Genomic DNA, 20,262 nt, shown 5'->3' with positions numbered 1-20,262 from the left:
TTATTAACCTATAATATTGTTCATGCCTTTCATCATTTTATTGATTCCATTTTTTTTAATGCTCTTCATGATTTTTTTTATATTGTAAAATTGTTTTATTAATAAGTTGATATTTTGTATAGATAATCCTGATCCTTTAGAAATACGCCGTTTTCTTGATCCTTTAATGAGTTCTGGTTTATTTTTTTCTTCGGGAGTCATAGAATAAATCATTGTTTCCATTTGTAATAATATTTTTTCGTTTATATTATTTTGAATGTTTTTAAACATTTTTTGAGTTTGCGGTAATTTCCCTAATATTGAAGAAACATTTCCAATTTTTTTAATTTGTTTAATTTGAGTTAGTAAAGAATTATAATTAAATTCATCTTTGTGTTTTATAAAATTTGTCATTTTTTGGATATTTTTTTTGCTTATTTTATTTTCAATATTTTCTATTAATGACAGCATATCTCCCATTCCCAGAATTCTATTTACCATTCTATCGGGATAAAAAATTTCAAATTCTTCTAGTTTTTCTCCTGTACTTATAAATTTAATTGATTTTTTTGTGATGTATTTCATTGAAAGCATAATGCCTGCTCTAGAATTGCTATCTGTTTTGGTTATAATAAATCCAGTAATTGGTAGATTTTCTTTAAATTTATGGGCTATGTTTACAGCATCTTGCCCTATCATAGCATCAACTACTAATAAAATTTCGTTAGGTTGTATCGATTTAGTGATTTTAATTATTTCATCCATCATATGTGTATCGATATGAAGACGTCCAGCAGTATCAATTAATAATATGTCATAAAGTTTTGATTTAGCAAAATTTAAAGCTGAATGTGCTATATCTATTGGATTATCACTAATTTTAGACGGATAAAAATCGATTTTTGTTTTTTTTGACAATATTTCTAATTGTTTGATGGCTGCAGGTCGATAAATATCTATGGATACTGCTAGTATTTTTTTATTTTTTGTTTTTTGAATTAAATGTCCTAATTTTATAATGTTAGTAGTTTTTCCTTGTCCTTGTAATCCAACTAGCATTATTATTGTTGGAGATTGAGTTGATAAATTTAAAGTATTATCATTGTCTCCTAATATTTTTTTTAGTTCTTTTTTAACTATTTTTATTAATTCTTGTCCTGGAGTAAAACTATTGTTTATATTTTTTCCAATAGATTTTTTGGTTATAGAATTTGTAAAGTCTTTTACTACTGATAGTGCTACATCTGCTTCTAATAAAGTTTTTCGTACATCTCTTAATGTATCTTTTATATTTGATTCGGTTAATCTTCCTTTATTGGAAATTTTATTAAAAATTTTTAAAAATTTGCTAGTCAAGTTATGAAACATAATTTTTCTCTGTAATTAGTTTTAAAATTTTTTAAATAGATTGTTATATAAATAAAACATTTCCAATTTTTATTGTTAACATCATTTAAAATTAAGAAAGTAGTTATTTTTTATTTTTAAAAATAAAAGAATTTTAAGAATATTTAATAAAACATATATAACTTTATATATTTTTTAATTCAAAATTTTCAAGAAATATCTAAGAAAATCAATATTTTATTTTTAGTTAATATATATAAATTATTTGAATTAATATATTTATTTTTGATAGTAGAAATAATTTGCTCTATTCTCCATATTTTATCAAATAGAGCTTTCTATATTAGTGTTGTATAAATGAATTATAATTTAAACATTAAATTACAAAGGATATTTATCTAGTGGATAACATCCTAATATTTTAATTAAAGTAACTTCTTTTAATTTTTTAAGAGTTTGTTGCATTTGATTGGTATTAATATGACTGTTTATATCAATAAAAATTGCTATATTTGATGATAATTTTGAACATATGTGAGATTTTAATTGTCTTATTTTTAAATTATGTTCTTTAAGTATTGTAACTATTATTTCAACTATTTTTTTATTTTTTTTAATTAATACCATAATAGTTGTTATTGATGGAATGTATATAGGGATATTTTGTTTTTTTTTTCTTAATATTATGAATCGAGTTATATTTTTTTTAATATTAGAAATATTTTTAGCTATAATTTTTAATTGATATATTTTTGCACAAGATTCGCTTCCTAACGCTGCAAAAAAAAAGTTTTTATCTTGAGAAACTTTTTGTATTGCTTTAGTTGTACTTTCTGTATGTTTTAATTTCCAATTAGGAAAATGTTTTATAAATTCATTGCATTGTATAAAAGGCTGTTTATGACTGTAAATAACTTTAATATCTATAAATTGAGTATTTTTTTGAGATAAAAGGCAATGGTTTATAGGCACATTAATTTCATCAACAATAAATAATTTAGTATTTTTAAGGACGGTATATGTTTCGTCAATTGATCCTGAAGAATTATTTTCTATTGGAAGTATTGCATAATCAGATTGTTCATTCTCTACATTTTTTATAATTTCTTGAAAATTTTTACAATAGTTTCTAGAAAAAAACTTGAGTTTTTTATTAGCGTACTTTTTTGCAGCGTAATAAGAATATGATCCTAAATCGCCAAGAAAAGAAAAAGTTTTTAGTTTTTTTGTTTCATAGTAGTTATTTTTTATCCAGTTGTTTTGGACAGAAATTGAATTTTTTATGATAATTTGAAATAAGTTATAAATATATTTTTTTTCAAGATTGTATGTTTCCCCGAGCGTTATAAGGTTATTTAACAATAATTGTTCTCTTTCTATATCTTTAATTGGATATTTTTCTTTTATCTTTATTTTTGCTATTTTTACAGCTATTTTTTTTCTTTTAGACAGTAGATTGATTAAGTTTGTATCTAAGTCATTAATAATATTTCGTAATTTTAATAAAGTATTAGCAGATTTCATATTTTATTTCCTGTGTGTTTTTAAAATATGTTGTTTTAAAATAACATTATTTCTATTTTTTAGATTTTTCGATCTGTAATAGTTATTCAGTATGAAAAAACAATTAAAATAGAAACAGACGAGTTATAATTATTTAAATTTTTTAATTTATAATTATATATACAATACTCAATTATTATAAATCGGTGATAATAAAATATATTAAATATAATAATTTTTTTAATTTAATTAAATCAAGTATATTTTACATACATCAATGTGTTTGTAAATTTTACAATACTATTAAATTATTAGTATTTAATATATTATTTACATTATAAAATTTTATAAAAATTGAAAAAATTAAATTTATGTAGGTAGTTAAGTATGAAAAGTTATTTTGCTAAAACTGAAAATTTAGAAAAATCTTGGTATTGTATTGATGCTACAGGAAAGATTTTAGGAAGATTAGCTTCTTTTATAGCCAGTAGATTACGTGGAAAAAATAAAGTGGAATATACTCCACATGTTGATGTAGGTGATTATTTAATTGTTATTAATGCTAGAAATATAGTAGTTACAGGAAAGAAATATACTGATAAAATTTATTATCGTCATACAGGTTATATAGGTGGAATTAAAAAAATAATTTTTAAAGATATGATATCTAGCTTTCCGACTAGAGCCATTGAAATTGCAGTAAAAGGTATGTTACCAAAAGGCCCTCTTGGCCGTAAAATGTTTAAAAAACTTAAAGTTTATCCTGATGATAATCATACTCATATAGCACAAAATCCAAAAATTTTAATTGTTTAGTGAGGGAATATATAGTAATGAATCAAATATATAATTATGGAACTGGTCGTAGAAAAAGTTCTTCTGCTCGTGTTTTTCTTAAACTTGGAGAAGGAATGATAACGATTAATAATCGTTTGTTAGAAAACTATTTTTGTTGTAAAACTACTTCTATGATCATTAGACAACCTTTAAAAGCTGTTAATATGTTAAACAAGTGTAATTTATATATTACTGTAAAAGGAGGTGGAATTTCGGGTCAAGCTGGTGCTATTCGCCATGGTATTACTCGTGCACTAGTAGATTTCGATTCTTCTTTTCGTAAAGAGCTTAGAAGATTAGGGTTTATTACTCGTGATTCTCGTAAAGTAGAAAGAAAAAAAGTAGGTCTGAGAAAATCAAGAAAACGCCCTCAATTTTCTAAACGTTAAATTATTTTTATCGCATAAATTTTTTATAGTGATAATTTTTAGTTGCCCGGAAAAGCCGGGTAAAATTCATTTTATTTATAATATTTTTTAAAATATATGATTATTTTTTGTTCTTTTAAAAAATTTTAAAATGTATTTTTATTAATTAAATATATTTTTTAATATTATATAATTATTAACGTCTTATAGTGCAGTATTTATAAATTTAGTTTTCATATTTTAAAAATTTTTATTTCAAAAATTTAAAAATATCTTGACATAATATTTGAATTCCGTTTTTTTTAATTGATGAAATTAAATACATTGGTTGTGTGTTTTGTAAGTTATTTTTAATATATTCAACAATATTTTTAATTTCATTTGTACTTATCAAATCTATTTTGTTAAATACAATCCATATTGGTTTTGTGAATATTTTTTTGTTGTAATTTTTTATTTCTTTTAAAATAATTTTAATATTTTGAAAAATGTTAAATTTATTTTTAATAGAAATATCAATGATGTGTAATAATAATCGACATCTCTCTAAATGTTTTAAAAATTGAGTTCCAAGCCCATAGCCTTTGGATGCCCCCATAATTAATCCTGGTATGTCAGCAATAACAAATTTTTTATTTTTTTCAATTTGTACAGTTCCTAATATTGGCTGAAGTGTTGTAAATGGATAATTTGCTATTTTAGTTTTCGCTCGAGATACTTGGCTTACCAAAGTGGATTTTCCGGAATTTGGTAATCCTAGCGTTCCTACATCGGCTAATAATATTAGTTCTAATCGAATTTCTCTTTTTTCTCCTGAAGTTCCTAGAGTACATTTTCTAGGTGTTCTATTTTTTGAAGATTTAAATCTTGTATTTCCTAATCCGTGCCATCCACCTTTAGCTACTAAAACGAGTTTTTTATCGTCTGTTATGTCTTCTATTATTTCATTTGTATTTTTATCGATGATTCTTGTTCCAATAGGTATCTGAATTATTATATCTTTTCCTTTTCTTCCAGATTTTTTTTTATTTTTTCCGTTTTCTCCATTGTTAGCTTTGAAAGTTTTTTTGTGTTTAAAATCTATTAGGGTATTTAAATTTTTATTTGATTGTAACCAGATACTACCTCCATTTCCTCCATCACCTCCATCAGGACCTCCTTTTGGAATGTATTTTTCTCTTCTAAAACTGATACATCCATTTCCTCCGTCCCCTGCTATAATACAAATTGTTGCCTGATCTAAAAATTTCATTTTAGTGTCCTATAAATATTTTTTTTTGATGGTTTGCGTTATTTTATTCTAGTTTAAAAGAAAAATATTTAGACATTACCCTTGTTTCACGTATAAATAAAAATATTTTTGATTTTCAAGATATTTTATTTTTACGCAAAACAAGAAAATTATTATTGACTTTCAATAATACTTACATATTTTTTACGTTTTATTCCTTTTATTTGAAATTTTACTTTTCCCCGTATTGTAGAGAATAAAGTATGATCTTTTCCACACTTTACGTTTTTTCCAGCATGAAATTTTGTACCTCTTTGACGAACTATAATGTTTCCTGGAAATATTAATTCGCCTTCAAAGTGTTTTATTCCAAGTCGTTTGGAATGAGAATCTCTTCCATTTCTGGTTGATCCCCCTGCTTTTTTATGAGCCATATTTTACTCCTTTTTTGTGCAAATATTTGTAATTAAAATTTTAGTAAAATATTGACGATGACCTTGGTGTTTTTTATAATGTTTTCTTCGATTAAATTTTATTATATTAATTTTTTTATCACGGCCATGACTTATAACATTTGCTAATATAAAACTTTTAAGCAGTTCTTTTTTTTTTACTATTATTTTTTTTTCATGAGAAATTAATAAAATATCTTTTATTTGTATTTTTGTTTCAGATTTGCAATTTAATTTTTCTATTTTTATAATTTTTCCCGTTTCGGCTTTATATTGCTTTCCACTATGTGTAAAAATTGCGTACATGAATTTTATCCATTTGTTTTTGTATGTTTCAATGATTTCATTTAATGTTTAGTGAATTTTATATTTATAATTTTTAATATATGTTTATATTTTATATGTATAGAACAAAATTTTATAAAAATGTAATTTAAAAAATGTTTTAAATGTAAAAAGTGTTATTTTTTTAATAATTTTAAAAATTAAAAATCATTAAAACATAAAAGATAGTATTTTAATTTTATTAATATGTATATAAATTTAATAATTAATAATATTTATGAATATCATCTTTATAATATTAAAAATTTTTCATAATCAATTTATTGATTTGTAATTTTAGCACCTAACATTTTAAGTTTTTTATAAAAATTCTCATATCCTCGTGTAACAATATCAGAATTTTTTACAATTGTATTTCCATTTGCGATACATCCAGCGAGTATCAAACTAGCAGATCCTCGTAGATCTGATGCAATAATTTTAGCTGATCTTAATTTTTTTACACCATGACAGAAGATTGAATTTTTTTTAATTTTTACTCGTGCACCCATTTTTTTAAGTTCATGAATATGTATAAAACGATTTTCAAATATAGTTTCGGTTATTGTGCTAATTCCTTCGGATATTAAATTTAATAATGTAAATTGTGCTTGCATATCAGTCGGAAAACCTGGATATGGGAAAGTTATGATATTGGTAGCTTTAGGATATTGATTAGTCATATCAAGGCTAATCCAATCGTTTCCAGTCTTTATTTTTGCTCCTACTTGCATAAATTTTTTTAATAAAAATGTTAATATTTTTGGTTCGGTGTTATAGCAAATGATACGTCCATTTGAAATAGCAGCTGCTGTTAGAAAAGTTCCTGTTTCAATTCTATCTGGTATGATTTTATATTTTCCCCCGTAAAGTTTAGAAACTCCTTTTATAATAATTTTTTTGCTTCCTGCCCCTTTTATTTGAGCTCCTAGACTATTAAGAAAATTTGCAACATCAACTATTTCTGGTTCAAGTGCAGCATTAAAAATTATAGTAATTCCTACAGCTAATGTAGCTGCACTCATAGCAGTAATAGTAGCTCCTACACTAGATTTAGAAAACATGATTCTAGTACCTTGTAACTTTCCTACAACTAATCCAATAATGTAATTTCTATATATAGTAATATTAGCTCCTAATTTAGTTAATCCGAATATGTGTAAATCAATTGTCCTATTTCCTATTTTGCAGCCTCCAGGAAAAGATATTTTTGCATATCCAAATCTTGCTAATAAAGGACCTAATATCCATATAGAAGCACGTATTTTTTTTGTTATACAATAAGGTATTTTGCAAACTTTTGCTTGATTTGAATCAAGGTATATTGTTTTTTTTATTTCTATTTTAACTCCTAACTTATCTAGTATTTTTATTGCGTTTATAGTATCTTGAATTTTTGGAATATTGTGCAGTTCTATTGGTTCTTTTGATAATATAGATGTTAGTAATATAGGTAAAGCGGCATTTTTAGATCCAGATATTTTAACTTCTCCCGAAAGATTAGTTGGCCCAGTTATATAACATGTTTTCATTTTTTATTTAGCGATTTTTCCCATTCTGTTACAGAATATGTTTTTATTGAAATAGAATGAATTTTTTTTTCTGTAATATAGTTCATTAATTTTGAATAGATTATTTTTTGTTTTTCTACTTCGCTTTTATTGTGAAAAATATTATCAATAGCTACTATTTCAAGATAATTGTTATCTCCTCGTACTTTGATTTTGTTTAGAGATAAAGAATCTTTTAATAAATTTTTAATTTGTTTTGTAATCATTAGTGTTTTCCAATAAACATTATTATATAGCGAAAAAATGTTTTGTTAACATACTTATTATTTCATGTAACATACGAACATGTTTTTGAAATAAATATCTAAGATATATATTTTAAAAGTTAATTTTTTAAAATTTTTATTTATTTTTTTAATATATCAAAAGAACATAATTCGTGTTTTCATATTTTTAAATTTTATTAATATAGTTTTTATTTAGAAAGTAATTCACATTTTACAGTTTGTTTTTTTATATCATTAATATTAACATTTTAACTATTGTTTTATAATGATTATTTAAAAGTCTTTAATCAACATCAAGTTGTATTAATTTTTTATAAAATATTCTTTATTTTTTATTTAAAAAAATCTTAAGATGTTTAAAGACATATTTATTGTATTTTTGATAAATTTTAGAAATTTTTAAACATCAAATAATTTTGATAACATATTTAAGTATATTTTTTTAAATGTATTTCAAGGAATTAATGTGAATAATTTAAATCCCATGACATTATCTGGTTTTGAAAAACTGAAAAAAGAATTAGAAATTCTTAAAACAGTAAAAAGACCAAAAATTATAGCTTCTATCATAGAAGCAAGACAACACGGAGATTTAAAAGAAAATGCAGAATATCATGCAGCAAGAGAAGAACAAAGTTTCTGTGAAGGAAGAATTAAAGAAATTGAATTGAAATTGTCAAGAGCGCAAATTATTGATGTTTCTCTTTTGAAAAATAATGGAATTGTTGTATTTGGTTCTACAGTTACTGTATTGAATTTACATGTTAATAAAAGATTTACATATCGCATTGTAGGGGATGACGAGGCAAATTTTAAATTGAATTTAATTTCAGTAAATTCTCCTATAGCTAGAGGATTAATTGGAAAAAAGATCAATTATATTTCTATTGTTAAGACTCCATTAGGTGGTATAAGATATAAAATAGAAAATGTAGAATATATTTAATAAATATACATTTATACACAAAATATTAATTAAATTTTTAAAGAGTTAATACGATTTTTTTTTAAATAAAACTTTTATTGTTCTTTAAGAAAAAACTTTCCTTTGATATAATATTTTTTATAAAATAGGAATTTTATATAATAGATGAGGTTTACAATTTTAGCGTACTTTATTTACTGAATTAAATTTTTTATTACATTTCATAGTTATTCTAATAACGTTCCATAAAAATTTAAATTATTATATTTATAATTATATATATTTAATTCGAATTAGTTTTTAAAAAATTATTATTTAAAAATGGTTTGGTGATGTCTAAATCAAGTTCTTTAAGTTCAAAAAGATGGTTAAAAAGACATATTAGAGACAAATATGTAAGATTATCTTATGAAAAAGATGTGCGTTCTCGAGCTTATTTTAAATTGGATCAAATTCATAATGCTATTAGATTATTTAAAAAAGGTATTAAAATTGTTGATTTAGGTGCTTCGCCTGGTAGTTGGTCAGAATATGCTAGTAAAAAAATAGGAAGATTAGGACATATTATAGCATGTGATATATTACCAATGATTCCTATTAAGAACGTATCTTTTTTTCAAGGAGATATTAGAGATTTGAATTTTTTTAATTGTCTTTTATCGTATTTAAATAATATAAAAATAGATTTAGTGATGTCCGATATAGCTCCTAATATGAGTGGATTTCATTGTATTGATCACTATCGTTCTATAAGGTTAAATAAGTTAGTTTTGAAAATTTCTGAAAAAATATTATCACATAATGGAAAATTATTAATAAAATCGTTTTATGGAAATCAATTTAATGTTTTAATCAAAAAAATAAAAAACATTTTTATTAAAATAAAAATATTCAAACCCGATGCTTCTCGAATTAATTCTAGAGAGGTATACATCGTAGCATCTGAACGAAGAATTTAGTCATCTTATATTTTTTAATAGTTTTAAATTTGTGAGGTTAATCTCTTGAGCGATATGGTTAAGAATTTGATCCTTTGGTTAGTAATTGCTGTTGTATTAATGTCTATATTTCAAAATTTTAGCTTTAATAATTCTAATTATAAAAACGTTGATTATTCTACTTTTTTATCAGAAGTAAATCAAGATCAAATTCGTGAAACACATATTAATGGTCGTGAAGTTAGTGTAATAAAAAAAGATAATACAAAATATGTTACATATGTTCCCATTAGTGATCCAAAATTACTTGATATTTTATTAGCAAAAAACATTAGAATAACAGGAGCAGTGCAAGAAGAACCTAGCTTTTTAACTTCTATTTTTATTTCATGGTTTCCTATGTTGTTATTGATTGGAGTTTGGATTTTCTTTATGCGTCAAATGCAACTGGGTGGTGGAAAAGGTGCTATGTCTTTTGGAAAAAGCAAAGCCAGAATGCTATCTGAAGATCAAATAACTATTACTTTTTCTGATGTAGCTGGTTGCGATGAGGCAAAATCTGAAGTAAAAGAGTTAGTTGATTATCTTAGAGAACCTAGTAGATTTCAGAAATTAGGTGGGAAAATTCCAAAAGGAATTTTAATGGTAGGTCCACCTGGCACTGGAAAAACTTTGTTAGCTAAAGCAATTGCAGGAGAAGCTAAAGTTCCTTTTTTTACTATTTCAGGTTCTGATTTTGTAGAAATGTTTGTAGGAGTAGGAGCATCAAGGGTTCGTGATATGTTTGAGCATTCTAGAAAATCTGCACCGTGCATAATTTTTATTGACGAAATAGATGCTGTAGGTCGTCAAAGAGGTGCTGGGCTAGGAGGCGGTCATGATGAACGAGAACAGACATTGAATCAAATGTTAGTAGAAATGGATGGTTTTGATGGTAATGAAGGAATAATTCTAATCGCTGCTACTAACCGTCCTGATGTATTAGATCCTGCTCTTCTAAGACCTGGTAGATTTGATCGCCAAATTTTTGTAGCTTTACCTGATATTAGAGGTCGTTCAAATATACTTAAAGTACATATGAAGAAAGTTCCATTAGGAAAAGATGTAGATTCTATGATTATTGCTCGAGGAACACCTGGTTTTTCTGGGGCAGATTTAGCAAATTTAGTTAATGAAGCAGCATTATCAGCGGCTCGAACTAATAGTCAAGTAGTTTCTATGTTAGATTTTGAAAAAGCAAAAGATAAAATCATCATGGGAACTGAAAGAAGATCTATGGTAATTACGAATAAACAGAGAGAATCTACGGCATATCATGAAGCTGGTCATGTTATTGTAGGGCGATTAGTTCCAGAGCATGATCCAGCGCATAAAGTAACTATTATTCCTAGAGGAAGATCATTAGGAGTAACTTTCTTTTTACCAAAAGATGATATATTAAGTATTAGCAAAAATAAATTAGAAAGTCAAATATCTACATTGTATGGAGGAAGATTAGCAGAAGAAATTATTTATGGTATAGATAATGTTTCTACTGGTGCATTCAATGATATAAAAGTAGCAACGCGATTAGCTAGGAATATGGTAACCCAATGGGGATTTTCTGAAAAATTAGGTCCTCTTTTATATTCTGAAGAGGAAGGAGAAGTATTTCTAGGTAAAACAGTCTCTAAATCAAAACATATGTCTAATGAAACAGCAAAAGTTATTGACGAAGAAGTAAAATTATTGATAGAAAAAAATTATAAAAGAGCTAAAACTATATTACATAAAAATTTAGATATTCTTCATGCAATGAAAGATGCATTGATAAAGTATGAAACAATTGATTGTTATCAAATAAATGATTTAATGGAACGAAAATCTGTACGTGCGCCTAAGGATTGGAATGCAGATAATTTTTAAAGGTAAGAATAGTATTAATTCAATATTATTGTTTTAGTAGACATTACTTTAAAATATTTTTAATTATTGTAAAATATAGTTATTTGTATTCATGAATTAATTAAAATTGATGGAAGAATATTGACATGCAATAAAATTTTTTTTGATATTGCTATCTCTTAAATTTTCATAAATGTTGAGAGATAGCTTATAGGTAAGACATTGGGGGGAATACTTACAAGAAAATTTTTAGGTGTATTGTTTATGAACTTGTAAAATCTATTTTTATATATATTCTGAATTATTAAAATATTTATATGTAAAAATTAAATGTTGTATAGGATTTATTTATAGATTATAGTTTTCATAATTCATATTACGCGAAAATTTTATATATATTTATTATGGGGATTAGTGCTTGAATTTTATAAAGTATTTTGGAACAGATGGTATTCGAGGAAAAGTTGGAAAGTTTCCTATAACTCCTGACTTTTTTTTTAAACTTGGATTTGTAATAGGATGTTTGTTTTTTAAAGAACATAAAAAAAAGGTCATAGTTGGAATAGATACTAGGAAATCTAGTTTTATTTTAGAATTAGCGTTGAATTCAGGTTTATCTGCATCTGGTGTTTCTGTGATATCTACAGGAAGTATTCCTACGCCAGCTATTGGATATTTAACCGGATTTTTTAATTTAGAATTGGGAATAGTGATATCTGCTTCTCATAATTTGTTTCAAGATAATGGTATAAAATTTTTTCTTAAAAATGGAATAAAGTTGTCTTCTAGAATAGAAAAAAAAATTGAAAATGCATTAAATAAACCTATTTCTTTTCAAAATGTACTTTATTCTGCTTCTGTTATAAGAATTTTCCATGCTCAAAGACAATATATTATATTTTGTAAGTCGGTTTTTCCAAAATATTTTAATTTGAGGAATTTTAAAATTGTATTGGATTGTGCTAACGGTTCTACGTATAAAATAGCACCTGAAATTTTTAAAGATTTTGGTGCGAATTTAATTATTATTTCTGCTTCTCCTGATGGATATAATATCAATAAAAATTGTGGTTCAGTATATATAAACAACTTAAAAAATTTAGTTTTATCTGAAAAAGCAGATGTTGGATTAGCTTTAGATGGTGATGGAGATCGCATGATCATGGTAGATCATTTAGGAAATAAAGTGGATGGTGATAAGATTTTATATATATTAGCAAAATTTTGTTTACATAGAGAATCAAAACAAGAAGGTGTAGTTACAACAATAATGAGTAATCGTGGATTACTAATAGAATTAAAAAAATTAGGTATTCCTTTTTTTGTATCAAATGTAGGAGATGTAAATATAATAAAAAAATTAAGAGAAAAAAATTGGAGATTTGGTGCAGAAAGTTCTGGTCATGTTGCGATGTTAGATAAATCATTTTGTTGTGATGGAATTATTACTAGTTTAAAGATTATGGAAGTTATGATGGATTATAATATGAGTCTTTTCCAATTATGTTCTGGAGTAAAATTTTTTCCTCAAAAAATTATAAATATAGATTTTGAGAAAAGAGATTATTTTTTCAAATATAGAGCAATGCAATTCTTAATTTCTAAATATAAAGGAATGTTAAGTAAATTTGGAAGAATATATTTCAGACGATCAGGTACAGAAGAATGTTTTAGAATTATTGTAGAAGATGAAAATGAAAAGATTGTTAATTATATCTCTGATAAAATAAAAAATATTTAAATATATTTAAAAGTTTAGAATATCGTTTTGATTGAGGATTCGTTTTTTAAAACTTTCTAGAATTTGGAAAATATATGTATAATTTTTTTTTAGGTATTTTTATATTTATTTCTATTTTTCTTGTTTTTTTAATTATGATACAAAATGAACAAGATATTAATCCATATCCTTCTAATATTGTTTTAGGAAAGTCTCGTTATAATTCAATTTATTGTAATAGTATATTGACTAGGGTTATATATGTATTTGCTTTTTTATTTTTTTTAATTAGTATGATAATATGTAATATTAGTTATAATAATATAATATAATTATATTAAATTAATACTAACATGTATTAAAATATTTTTTTATTGTTGAATATGCCGAGGTGGTGAAATTGGTAGACACGCTATCTTGAGGGGGTAGTACTTTTATTTTTAGTGTACGGGTTCGAATCCCGTCCTCGGTAGAAAACAATTCTATCATTATTTTTCAATTTTTCTTTGCATATTTACTCGAATATAATAAAATTATCCCGTGTCTTTAGGATAATTTTATTATATTCGAGTAAATATGCAAAGAAAAATTGAAAAATAATGATAGAATTGTTTTCTATATTAAAAATAATAAAATAATAAAATATAATTATTTTAGACAATCGATGTGAAAAATTTTATTAATGATTGTATGTAATTTTTTTTTTTTTTTTTTTTTTTTTAAAAAAATTTAATATTTTAATTTCTCCTAACATCGAGTTAGGAATAGCAGACTCAGGTAGCATTATTATGCTATTTTTTTTTATATGTTTTTTTATTAATTTTTTTTTTTATTTTTTTTTTTTTTTTTTTTTTTTTTGAAGAAAATATATATTTATTTTGGAAATGTTTGTATTACAGTAGTTTTTATTCCACAATGCTATTATATAAATTGAGGTAAACTAAGATGAGTAAAGAAATCTTAGCTGTTGTGGAAGCTGTTTCTAATGAAAAATCTTTGCCCCGTGAAAAAATTTTCGAAGCTTTAGAAAGTGCACTAGCAATAGCAACTAAAAAGAAATATGATCAAGAAATCGATGTTCGAGTAAAAATTAATCGAAAAAATGGAAGTTTTGAAACGTTTCGTCGTTGGTTAGTTGTAAATGAAGTGTTTCATCCAACTAAAGAAATTACATTTGAAGCTGCTCAATTCGAAAATAATTTAGTAAAAATCAATGATTATGTAGAAGATAAAATGTCATCGGTTACATTTGATAGAATAACTACTCAAACAGCCAAACAGGTAATCGTGCAAAAAGTAAGAGAAGCTGAAAGAGCAATGATCGTAGATCAGTTTCGTAGCCATTCTGGAGAAATTGTTACAGGAATTGTAAAAAAAATTCATAGAGATAGTATTATTTTAGATCTAGGAAATAATGCTGAAGCGTGGATTTTAAAAGAAGATATGTTACCTCGTGAAAACTTTAGATTAGGTGATCGTATAAAAGGTGTTCTTTATGCAGTTTATCCAGAATCACGAGGTGCTCAATTATTTGTAAGTAGATCTAAACCTGAAATGCTAATCGAATTATTTAAAATTGAAGTTCCAGAAATAGGAGAAGAAGTCATTGAAATTAAAGCAGCTGCTCGTGATCCAGGATCTAGAGCTAAAATTGCTGTAAAAAGTAATGATAAGAGAATAGATCCAGTGGGTGCTTGTGTAGGAATGAGAGGAGCACGTGTCCAAGCAGTATCTAGTGAATTATGTGGCGAACGAATCGATATAGTTCTATGGGATAATGACTCCGCTCAATTTGTTATTAATTCTATGGCGCCAGCTGATGTTTCCTCTATTGTTGTAGATGAAGATAATCACACTATGGATATTGCTGTAGATTCTGGAAATCTAGCACAAGCTATTGGAAGAAATGGTCAAAATGTTCGATTAGCTTCTCAATTAAGTGGATGGGAAATTAATGTCATGACGATTGATGATTTAAAATTAAAACATCAAAAAGAAGCTGACAAAATTTTAAATATATTTAAAAAATATTTAAAAATAGACGAAAAAATTTTAAAAATTTTAATTAAAGAGGGTTTTTCTTCAGTTGAAGAATTAGCTTATGTTCCATTTAAAGAATTACTAAATATTAACGCTGTTGATGAAGAATTAGCTTTATTAATTCGTAAAAAATCAAAAAAATCTTTAATTTTAATTGAAGAAGAAAATAAAAAAAAATTAGAACAAAAAAAACCACAACCAGAATTATTAAATTTAAAAGGAATGAATCAAATTATAGCTTTAAAATTAGCAAAAAAAAATATTTTTAATTTAGAAGAGCTTGCTGATCAAGGTGTTGACGATTTAATTGATATTGAAGAACTCAATGTCAAAACAGCTGGTGCTTTAATAATGGAAGCACGTAATATATGTTGGTTTGGTGATAAGACTTAAAGAAGGAATTAATATAATTGTGGAAATAAATATAGAAACTTTAGCTAATAAAATGAAAATTTCAGTAAAAAATTTAATAAAAAAATGTATAAGTGCTGGAATCGTAAAAACAACGTATAATTGTATTTCTTGTCATGAAAAAAAAATTTTAGATGAATATTTAAAAACTTCTAAGTTTTTCCCAGAAAAAACACTAACTGTAAGACGAAAAACACGAAGTACTTTAAGTGTGTCTGGAATGGGAGGAAAAAATAAGTACGTGCAAGTAGAAATTAGAAAAAAGAAAGTATATAAAAAGTTTGATAAAGAATTAAACAATAAAAAATTAAAAAATACTAATACTTCTATTAAAAAACATTCGCTTAATATTCACTCAAATAAAGATACAAAAAATGGAAATATAGTTCATTCTTTCAAAAATATTATTGAAAATAATTGTATTATTGGTAGTTTAAAAAAAAAATTAGCTATTAATCAGGATGACAAAAAAATAAAAAATTTTTCTAAGATTACTGAAAATAAAAATGACTTTTTAAAAAAAATAGAGTTAAACAAAAATTTAAATACAAAAAATTATAATATTGATGAAAGAAAAGTAAGTAAGGGAAAAGTTGGTAATCGAGTGAAATCTATAAAAAATAATAAAAATTATATTAGTACCAGTATAATGCGTACTAATTATATAAATATTAGAAGTAATAATAATTTAGAAATTAGTCCTCAATTTAGAAATAAAAAAAATAAAAAAAGTTCACGTTATAAAAATAATAGAAATATTATTGAAAAAAAAATAACTTTAGAAAATTTAAAAAAATTCACTTATATAAATCAAAAAAATCAATACTATAAAAATAGTGTTTTAAACCAAATTTTTACCAAACCGTCTTCTTTGATTAATAGAAACATAATAATTGGAAATATAATTACAGTATCTGAATTAGCTAATAAAATGGCAGTAAAAAGCTCAAAATTGGTTGAAACGATGAAAAGATTAGGATATATAGTAACCGTCAATCAAACTTTAGATAGAGATATTGCACAATTAGTAGCAGAAGAAATGGGACATAAAGTTACGATATGTCATGAAAATGAATTAGAACAAAAAATTATGGAAAATCGTAATATTAATACAAAAATTAAAGAACCCCGACCCCCTATAGTAACAATAATGGGCCATGTAGATCATGGAAAAACTTCTTTGTTAGATTACATTAGATTAACTAAAGTCGCTTCCCAAGAAGCAGGTGGAATTACACAACATATAGGTGCTTATTATATTACAATAAATGATAAAGTTATTACATTTTTAGATACTCCAGGTCATGCAGCTTTCACAGCTATGAGATCAAGAGGAGCTCAAATTACAGATATAGTAGTTTTAGTAGTTGCTGCAGATGATGGTGTAAAACCGCAAACAATAGAAGCAATACAGCATGCTCAAGCAGCATCAGTACCTATTTTAGTAGCAATAAATAAAATTGATAAATTAGAATCTGAACCTGAAAAAATAAAAAATGAACTAATGAAATATAATATTGTTCCAGAAGAATGGGGCGGTGAAAACATTTTTGTATACGTTTCAGCTAAATCAGGTGAAGGTATAGATAACTTATTAAAATCTATTATAATACAATCTGAAATTTTAGAGTTGAAAACAGTATATAAAGGTATGGCAACAGGGTCAGTTATTGAAGCATTTTTGGAAAGGGGAAATGGACCGAGTGCTACTGTATTAATACAAGAAGGTACATTAAATAAAGGAGATATAGTTTTATGTGGATTAGAATATGGAAAAATTCGCGCTATAAAAAATTTAATAAATCAAGACATTCAATCAGCGAGTCCTTCTATTCCAGTTAAAATATTAGGTTTATCAGGAATTCCTATATCTGGAGATAAAATAATTGTAGTAAAAAATGAAAAAGCTGCGCGTGAAGTCGCTTTATACCGTCAAAAAAAATTTAGAGAAAAAAATATTTTTAAAAGAAAAGCCGTTAAATTATCTAATATCTTTGAGAATATAAAACAAAATAACATTTTAGAGCTTAATATTATTTTAAAATCTGATGTTCAAGGTTCTTTAGAGGCTATTTCTGATTCTTTGAATATACTATCTAATAATGATGTAAAAATAAAAATTATAGGTAAAGGTATCGGAAATATTACAGAAACTGATACATCGCTTGCATTAGCTTCAAATGCTATTATTATAGGATTTAATGTTAAATCTGAATCTTCTGCAAAACGAATTATTAATGCAGAAAATGTAGATTGTCGTTGTTATTCAGTGATATATCATATTATTGATGAAATTAAAAAAATTGCATATGGAATGAAATCTCCAAAATATAAAACGAAAGTTTTAGGATTAGCAGAAGTAAGAAGTATATTTAAATCTCAAAAGTTTGGAAATATAGCTGGATGTATGGTTATAGACGGTGTTATCAAACGTAATAACTTAGTTCGGATATTAAGAAAAAACAAAGAAATTTATGAAGGAGAACTAGAATCTTTGAAAAGGTTTAAAGAAGATGCAAATGAAGTGAGAAATGGAGTAGAATGTGGTATTGGAATAAAAAATTATCATGATATTCGTATTAACGATGTAATAGAAGCATTTTGTACATTAGAAATTAAATAAAATATGTATAATTTCAATTATTATATTTTTCAAAATGATTGGAGAATGTTTTAATGTTGCAATCTAACCGTTTTTTTCGTATATCAAAAGAAATACAGAAAGAAATTTCATGGATTATTCAAAATTCTTTAGAAGATCCTCGTTTGAAATCACTAATAACGGTTTTAGAAGTACAAACATCTCGTGACTTTAATTATTCTAAAGTATATATTAGTATTTTTGATAAAAATGAAAAATTATCTATTAACGTTAATAATGTAGTTTTAACTTTGCAAAAATCTGCATCATATATTAGATATTTGTTAGCTAAAAGAGTTCATTTTCGAAATATTCCTTTTTTAAAATTTTTTTATGATAATTCATTAGTAAAAGGCATAAAAATGAATAAGTTAATAAACAAATCTTGTGAAAATAAGAGAAAAATCTTAAAGAAAAGAGATTGCTAAATGTTTTCTAATATATTTAAAAAAATTAACGGTATCTTATTAATTAATAAGCCAAGAGGTTTTTCTTCTAATAACGTTTTGCAACAAGTCAAAAAAATATTACATGTAAAAAAAGCAGGACATACAGGATCATTAGATCCTCTTGCAACAGGTATGTTGCCTATTTGTTGTGGAGAAGCAACTAAATTTTCTCAGTTTTTATTAGATACTAATAAACATTATCATGTTATTGCACGACTTGGACAAACTACAAATACGTCGGATTCTGAAGGTAAAATTATTAAAGTTAGAATAGTGAATGTTATTTTAAAAAATTTGATCAAAGTTTTAAATTCTTTTAAAGGAGATATTGAACAGGTTCCTTCGATGTATTCTGCAATAAAATATAAAGGTCGATCATTATATAAATATGCTCGAAAAGGAATAATTATACCAAGGAATAGTCGAAGAATTACTGTTTATAAATTAAAATATATTAGTTATAAAAATTGTTTTTTAGAATTAGAAATTATATGTTCTAAAGGAACTTATATTAGAACATTAATAGAAGATATAGGAGAATCTTTAGGTTGTGGTGCACATGTAATACAATTACATAGATTAAAAATTGGAAACTATTTATCCTCCGATATGATTACGATTAATCAACTTAAACAATTAAAAAAAAATAACAAAGGAAATTTTTTTGAAAAATTAGGAAAGATTTTACTTCCTTTAGATTCTCCAGTATTAATTTTTCCAGAAATAAATATATCTAGCATAGAAGCTAATCAAATAAAACATGGAAACAAAATAAAAGTTTTTTGCAATTTAAATAGTTTATTTTTCAGAATAACAGAAGGAAAAAATAAAAAATTTATTGGAATAGGAAAACTTAGTAAATTTAGAGAATTATTACCTTATCGTTTAATTACGTGTAGTTAGAAGTTCATCTATTTTTGTATGAATTTTTTTATAGTATATTGCTATAATAAGATATCAATAGCGTTTTCTAGCTATTTATTACTTTTTAATAGAAAAAGAAAAATATAGAGTATAATACTATGTCTGTAAACATTTTAAAAAAAAACGAGTTAATTTCAAAATTTGGTACTAATGAAAAAGATAGTGGACGATCCGAAGTACAAATTGCATTGTTAACATACAAAATAAATTGCTTACAAAAACATTTTTCTATTCATAAGAAAGATTTTTGTAGCCGACGTGGATTGCTTAATATTGTATCACATCGTAGAAAATTGCTGAATTATTTAAAAAATACGAATATATTGCGTTATACTCATATTATTGATCAATTAAAATTACGTCGTTGAAATTCGAAAAATGACAAACATTTTTTATAATATATATAAACTATTTTTTTTTAAAAGGGCAGATAGCCCTTTTTAAAAATTATATATATATTTGATTTAAAGTAATAGTAAATATATTTAAAT

The 20,262-nt window shown here is 24.6% G+C and carries 18 protein-coding genes and 1 tRNA gene; 12 read left to right on the top strand and 7 right to left on the bottom strand.

Annotated elements, in window-relative coordinates; all coding sequences use genetic code 11:
- Positions 1–3: 3 nt before the first annotated feature.
- On the bottom strand, positions 4–1,347 hold the full coding sequence (ffh, locus tag U0T64_01820; protein XBC41104.1) for a signal recognition particle protein: 1,344 nt from the start codon (positions 1,345–1,347) through the stop codon (positions 4–6).
- A 360-nt stretch (positions 1,348–1,707) separates the two neighbouring features.
- Positions 1,708–2,850: a chorismate mutase gene (locus U0T64_01815; GenBank protein XBC41103.1), complete on the bottom strand. Its 1,143-nt coding sequence runs from the start codon at positions 2,848–2,850 to the stop codon at positions 1,708–1,710.
- A 366-nt stretch (positions 2,851–3,216) separates the two neighbouring features.
- Between U0T64_01815 and rplM the strand changes: the two genes are divergently transcribed.
- On the top strand, positions 3,217–3,645 hold the full coding sequence (gene rplM, locus U0T64_01810; GenBank protein ID XBC41102.1) for a 50S ribosomal protein L13: 429 nt from the start codon (positions 3,217–3,219) through the stop codon (positions 3,643–3,645).
- A 17-nt stretch (positions 3,646–3,662) separates the two neighbouring features.
- Complete coding sequence (gene rpsI, locus U0T64_01805; protein ID XBC41101.1) at positions 3,663–4,055, top strand: 30S ribosomal protein S9; 393 nt, start codon at positions 3,663–3,665, stop codon at positions 4,053–4,055.
- 229 nt (positions 4,056–4,284) lie between these two features.
- Here the strand turns inward: rpsI and cgtA are convergent, their stop codons facing one another.
- From cgtA to U0T64_01780, 5 genes are all read right to left on the bottom strand, one after another.
- Positions 4,285–5,286, bottom strand: a complete 1,002-nt coding sequence (cgtA, locus tag U0T64_01800) for an Obg family GTPase CgtA (GenBank protein ID XBC41100.1) — start codon at positions 5,284–5,286, stop codon at positions 4,285–4,287.
- Between the two features lie 152 nt (positions 5,287–5,438).
- Positions 5,439–5,699, bottom strand: coding sequence for a 50S ribosomal protein L27 (gene rpmA / locus U0T64_01795; GenBank protein ID XBC41099.1), 261 nt, complete (start codon positions 5,697–5,699; stop codon positions 5,439–5,441).
- A gap of 3 nt (positions 5,700–5,702) precedes the next feature.
- The gene (gene rplU / locus U0T64_01790) at positions 5,703–6,023 is read right to left on the bottom strand and encodes a 50S ribosomal protein L21 (protein XBC41098.1); all 321 of its coding nucleotides are present in this window, start codon (positions 6,021–6,023) and stop codon (positions 5,703–5,705) included.
- Positions 6,024–6,322: 299 nt separating this feature from the next.
- Positions 6,323–7,573, bottom strand: coding sequence for a UDP-N-acetylglucosamine 1-carboxyvinyltransferase (gene murA, locus U0T64_01785; protein XBC41097.1), 1,251 nt, complete (start codon positions 7,571–7,573; stop codon positions 6,323–6,325).
- Positions 7,570–7,818 (bottom strand): BolA/IbaG family iron-sulfur metabolism protein, encoded by a 249-nt coding sequence (locus U0T64_01780; protein ID XBC41096.1) that lies wholly within the window; start codon positions 7,816–7,818, stop codon positions 7,570–7,572. Before U0T64_01780 ends, murA begins: the two co-directional genes overlap by 4 nt.
- A gap of 487 nt (positions 7,819–8,305) precedes the next feature.
- Between U0T64_01780 and greA the strand changes: the two genes are divergently transcribed.
- From greA to rpsO, 10 genes are all read left to right on the top strand, one after another.
- Positions 8,306–8,785: a transcription elongation factor GreA gene (greA, locus tag U0T64_01775; GenBank protein ID XBC41095.1), complete on the top strand. Its 480-nt coding sequence runs from the start codon at positions 8,306–8,308 to the stop codon at positions 8,783–8,785.
- A gap of 311 nt (positions 8,786–9,096) precedes the next feature.
- Positions 9,097–9,723 (top strand): SAM-dependent methyltransferase, encoded by a 627-nt coding sequence (locus tag U0T64_01770; GenBank protein XBC41094.1) that lies wholly within the window; start codon positions 9,097–9,099, stop codon positions 9,721–9,723.
- 54 nt (positions 9,724–9,777) lie between these two features.
- On the top strand, positions 9,778–11,607 hold the full coding sequence (gene ftsH, locus U0T64_01765) for an ATP-dependent zinc metalloprotease FtsH (protein ID XBC41521.1): 1,830 nt from the start codon (positions 9,778–9,780) through the stop codon (positions 11,605–11,607).
- 397 nt (positions 11,608–12,004) lie between these two features.
- Complete coding sequence (glmM, locus tag U0T64_01760; GenBank protein ID XBC41093.1) at positions 12,005–13,327, top strand: phosphoglucosamine mutase; 1,323 nt, start codon at positions 12,005–12,007, stop codon at positions 13,325–13,327.
- Positions 13,328–13,691: 364 nt separating this feature from the next.
- Positions 13,692–13,778 (top strand) — tRNA-Lys (locus tag U0T64_01755).
- A gap of 473 nt (positions 13,779–14,251) precedes the next feature.
- A complete protein-coding gene (nusA, locus tag U0T64_01750; protein ID XBC41092.1) occupies positions 14,252–15,739 on the top strand; it encodes a transcription termination factor NusA in 1,488 nt (495 codons plus the stop codon).
- Between the two features lie 16 nt (positions 15,740–15,755).
- On the top strand, positions 15,756–18,380 hold the full coding sequence (gene infB, locus U0T64_01745) for a translation initiation factor IF-2 (protein ID XBC41520.1): 2,625 nt from the start codon (positions 15,756–15,758) through the stop codon (positions 18,378–18,380).
- A 53-nt stretch (positions 18,381–18,433) separates the two neighbouring features.
- Positions 18,434–18,826, top strand: coding sequence for a 30S ribosome-binding factor RbfA (rbfA, locus tag U0T64_01740; protein ID XBC41091.1), 393 nt, complete (start codon positions 18,434–18,436; stop codon positions 18,824–18,826).
- Positions 18,827–19,750 carry a tRNA pseudouridine(55) synthase TruB gene (truB, locus tag U0T64_01735; protein ID XBC41090.1) on the top strand — a complete coding sequence of 308 codons (924 nt, stop codon included), beginning with the start codon at positions 18,827–18,829 and terminating at the stop codon, positions 19,748–19,750.
- 119 nt (positions 19,751–19,869) lie between these two features.
- Positions 19,870–20,139, top strand: coding sequence for a 30S ribosomal protein S15 (rpsO, locus tag U0T64_01730; protein XBC41089.1), 270 nt, complete (start codon positions 19,870–19,872; stop codon positions 20,137–20,139).
- Positions 20,140–20,262: the final 123 nt, after the last annotated feature.

Source organism: Buchnera aphidicola (Nurudea yanoniella) (genome assembly GCA_039829995.1).
In the GTDB taxonomy this organism is placed as follows: Bacteria; Pseudomonadota; Gammaproteobacteria; order Enterobacterales; family Enterobacteriaceae; genus Buchnera_B; species Buchnera_B aphidicola_AV.
This window is presented reverse-complemented; position numbering and strand designations above follow the sequence as displayed.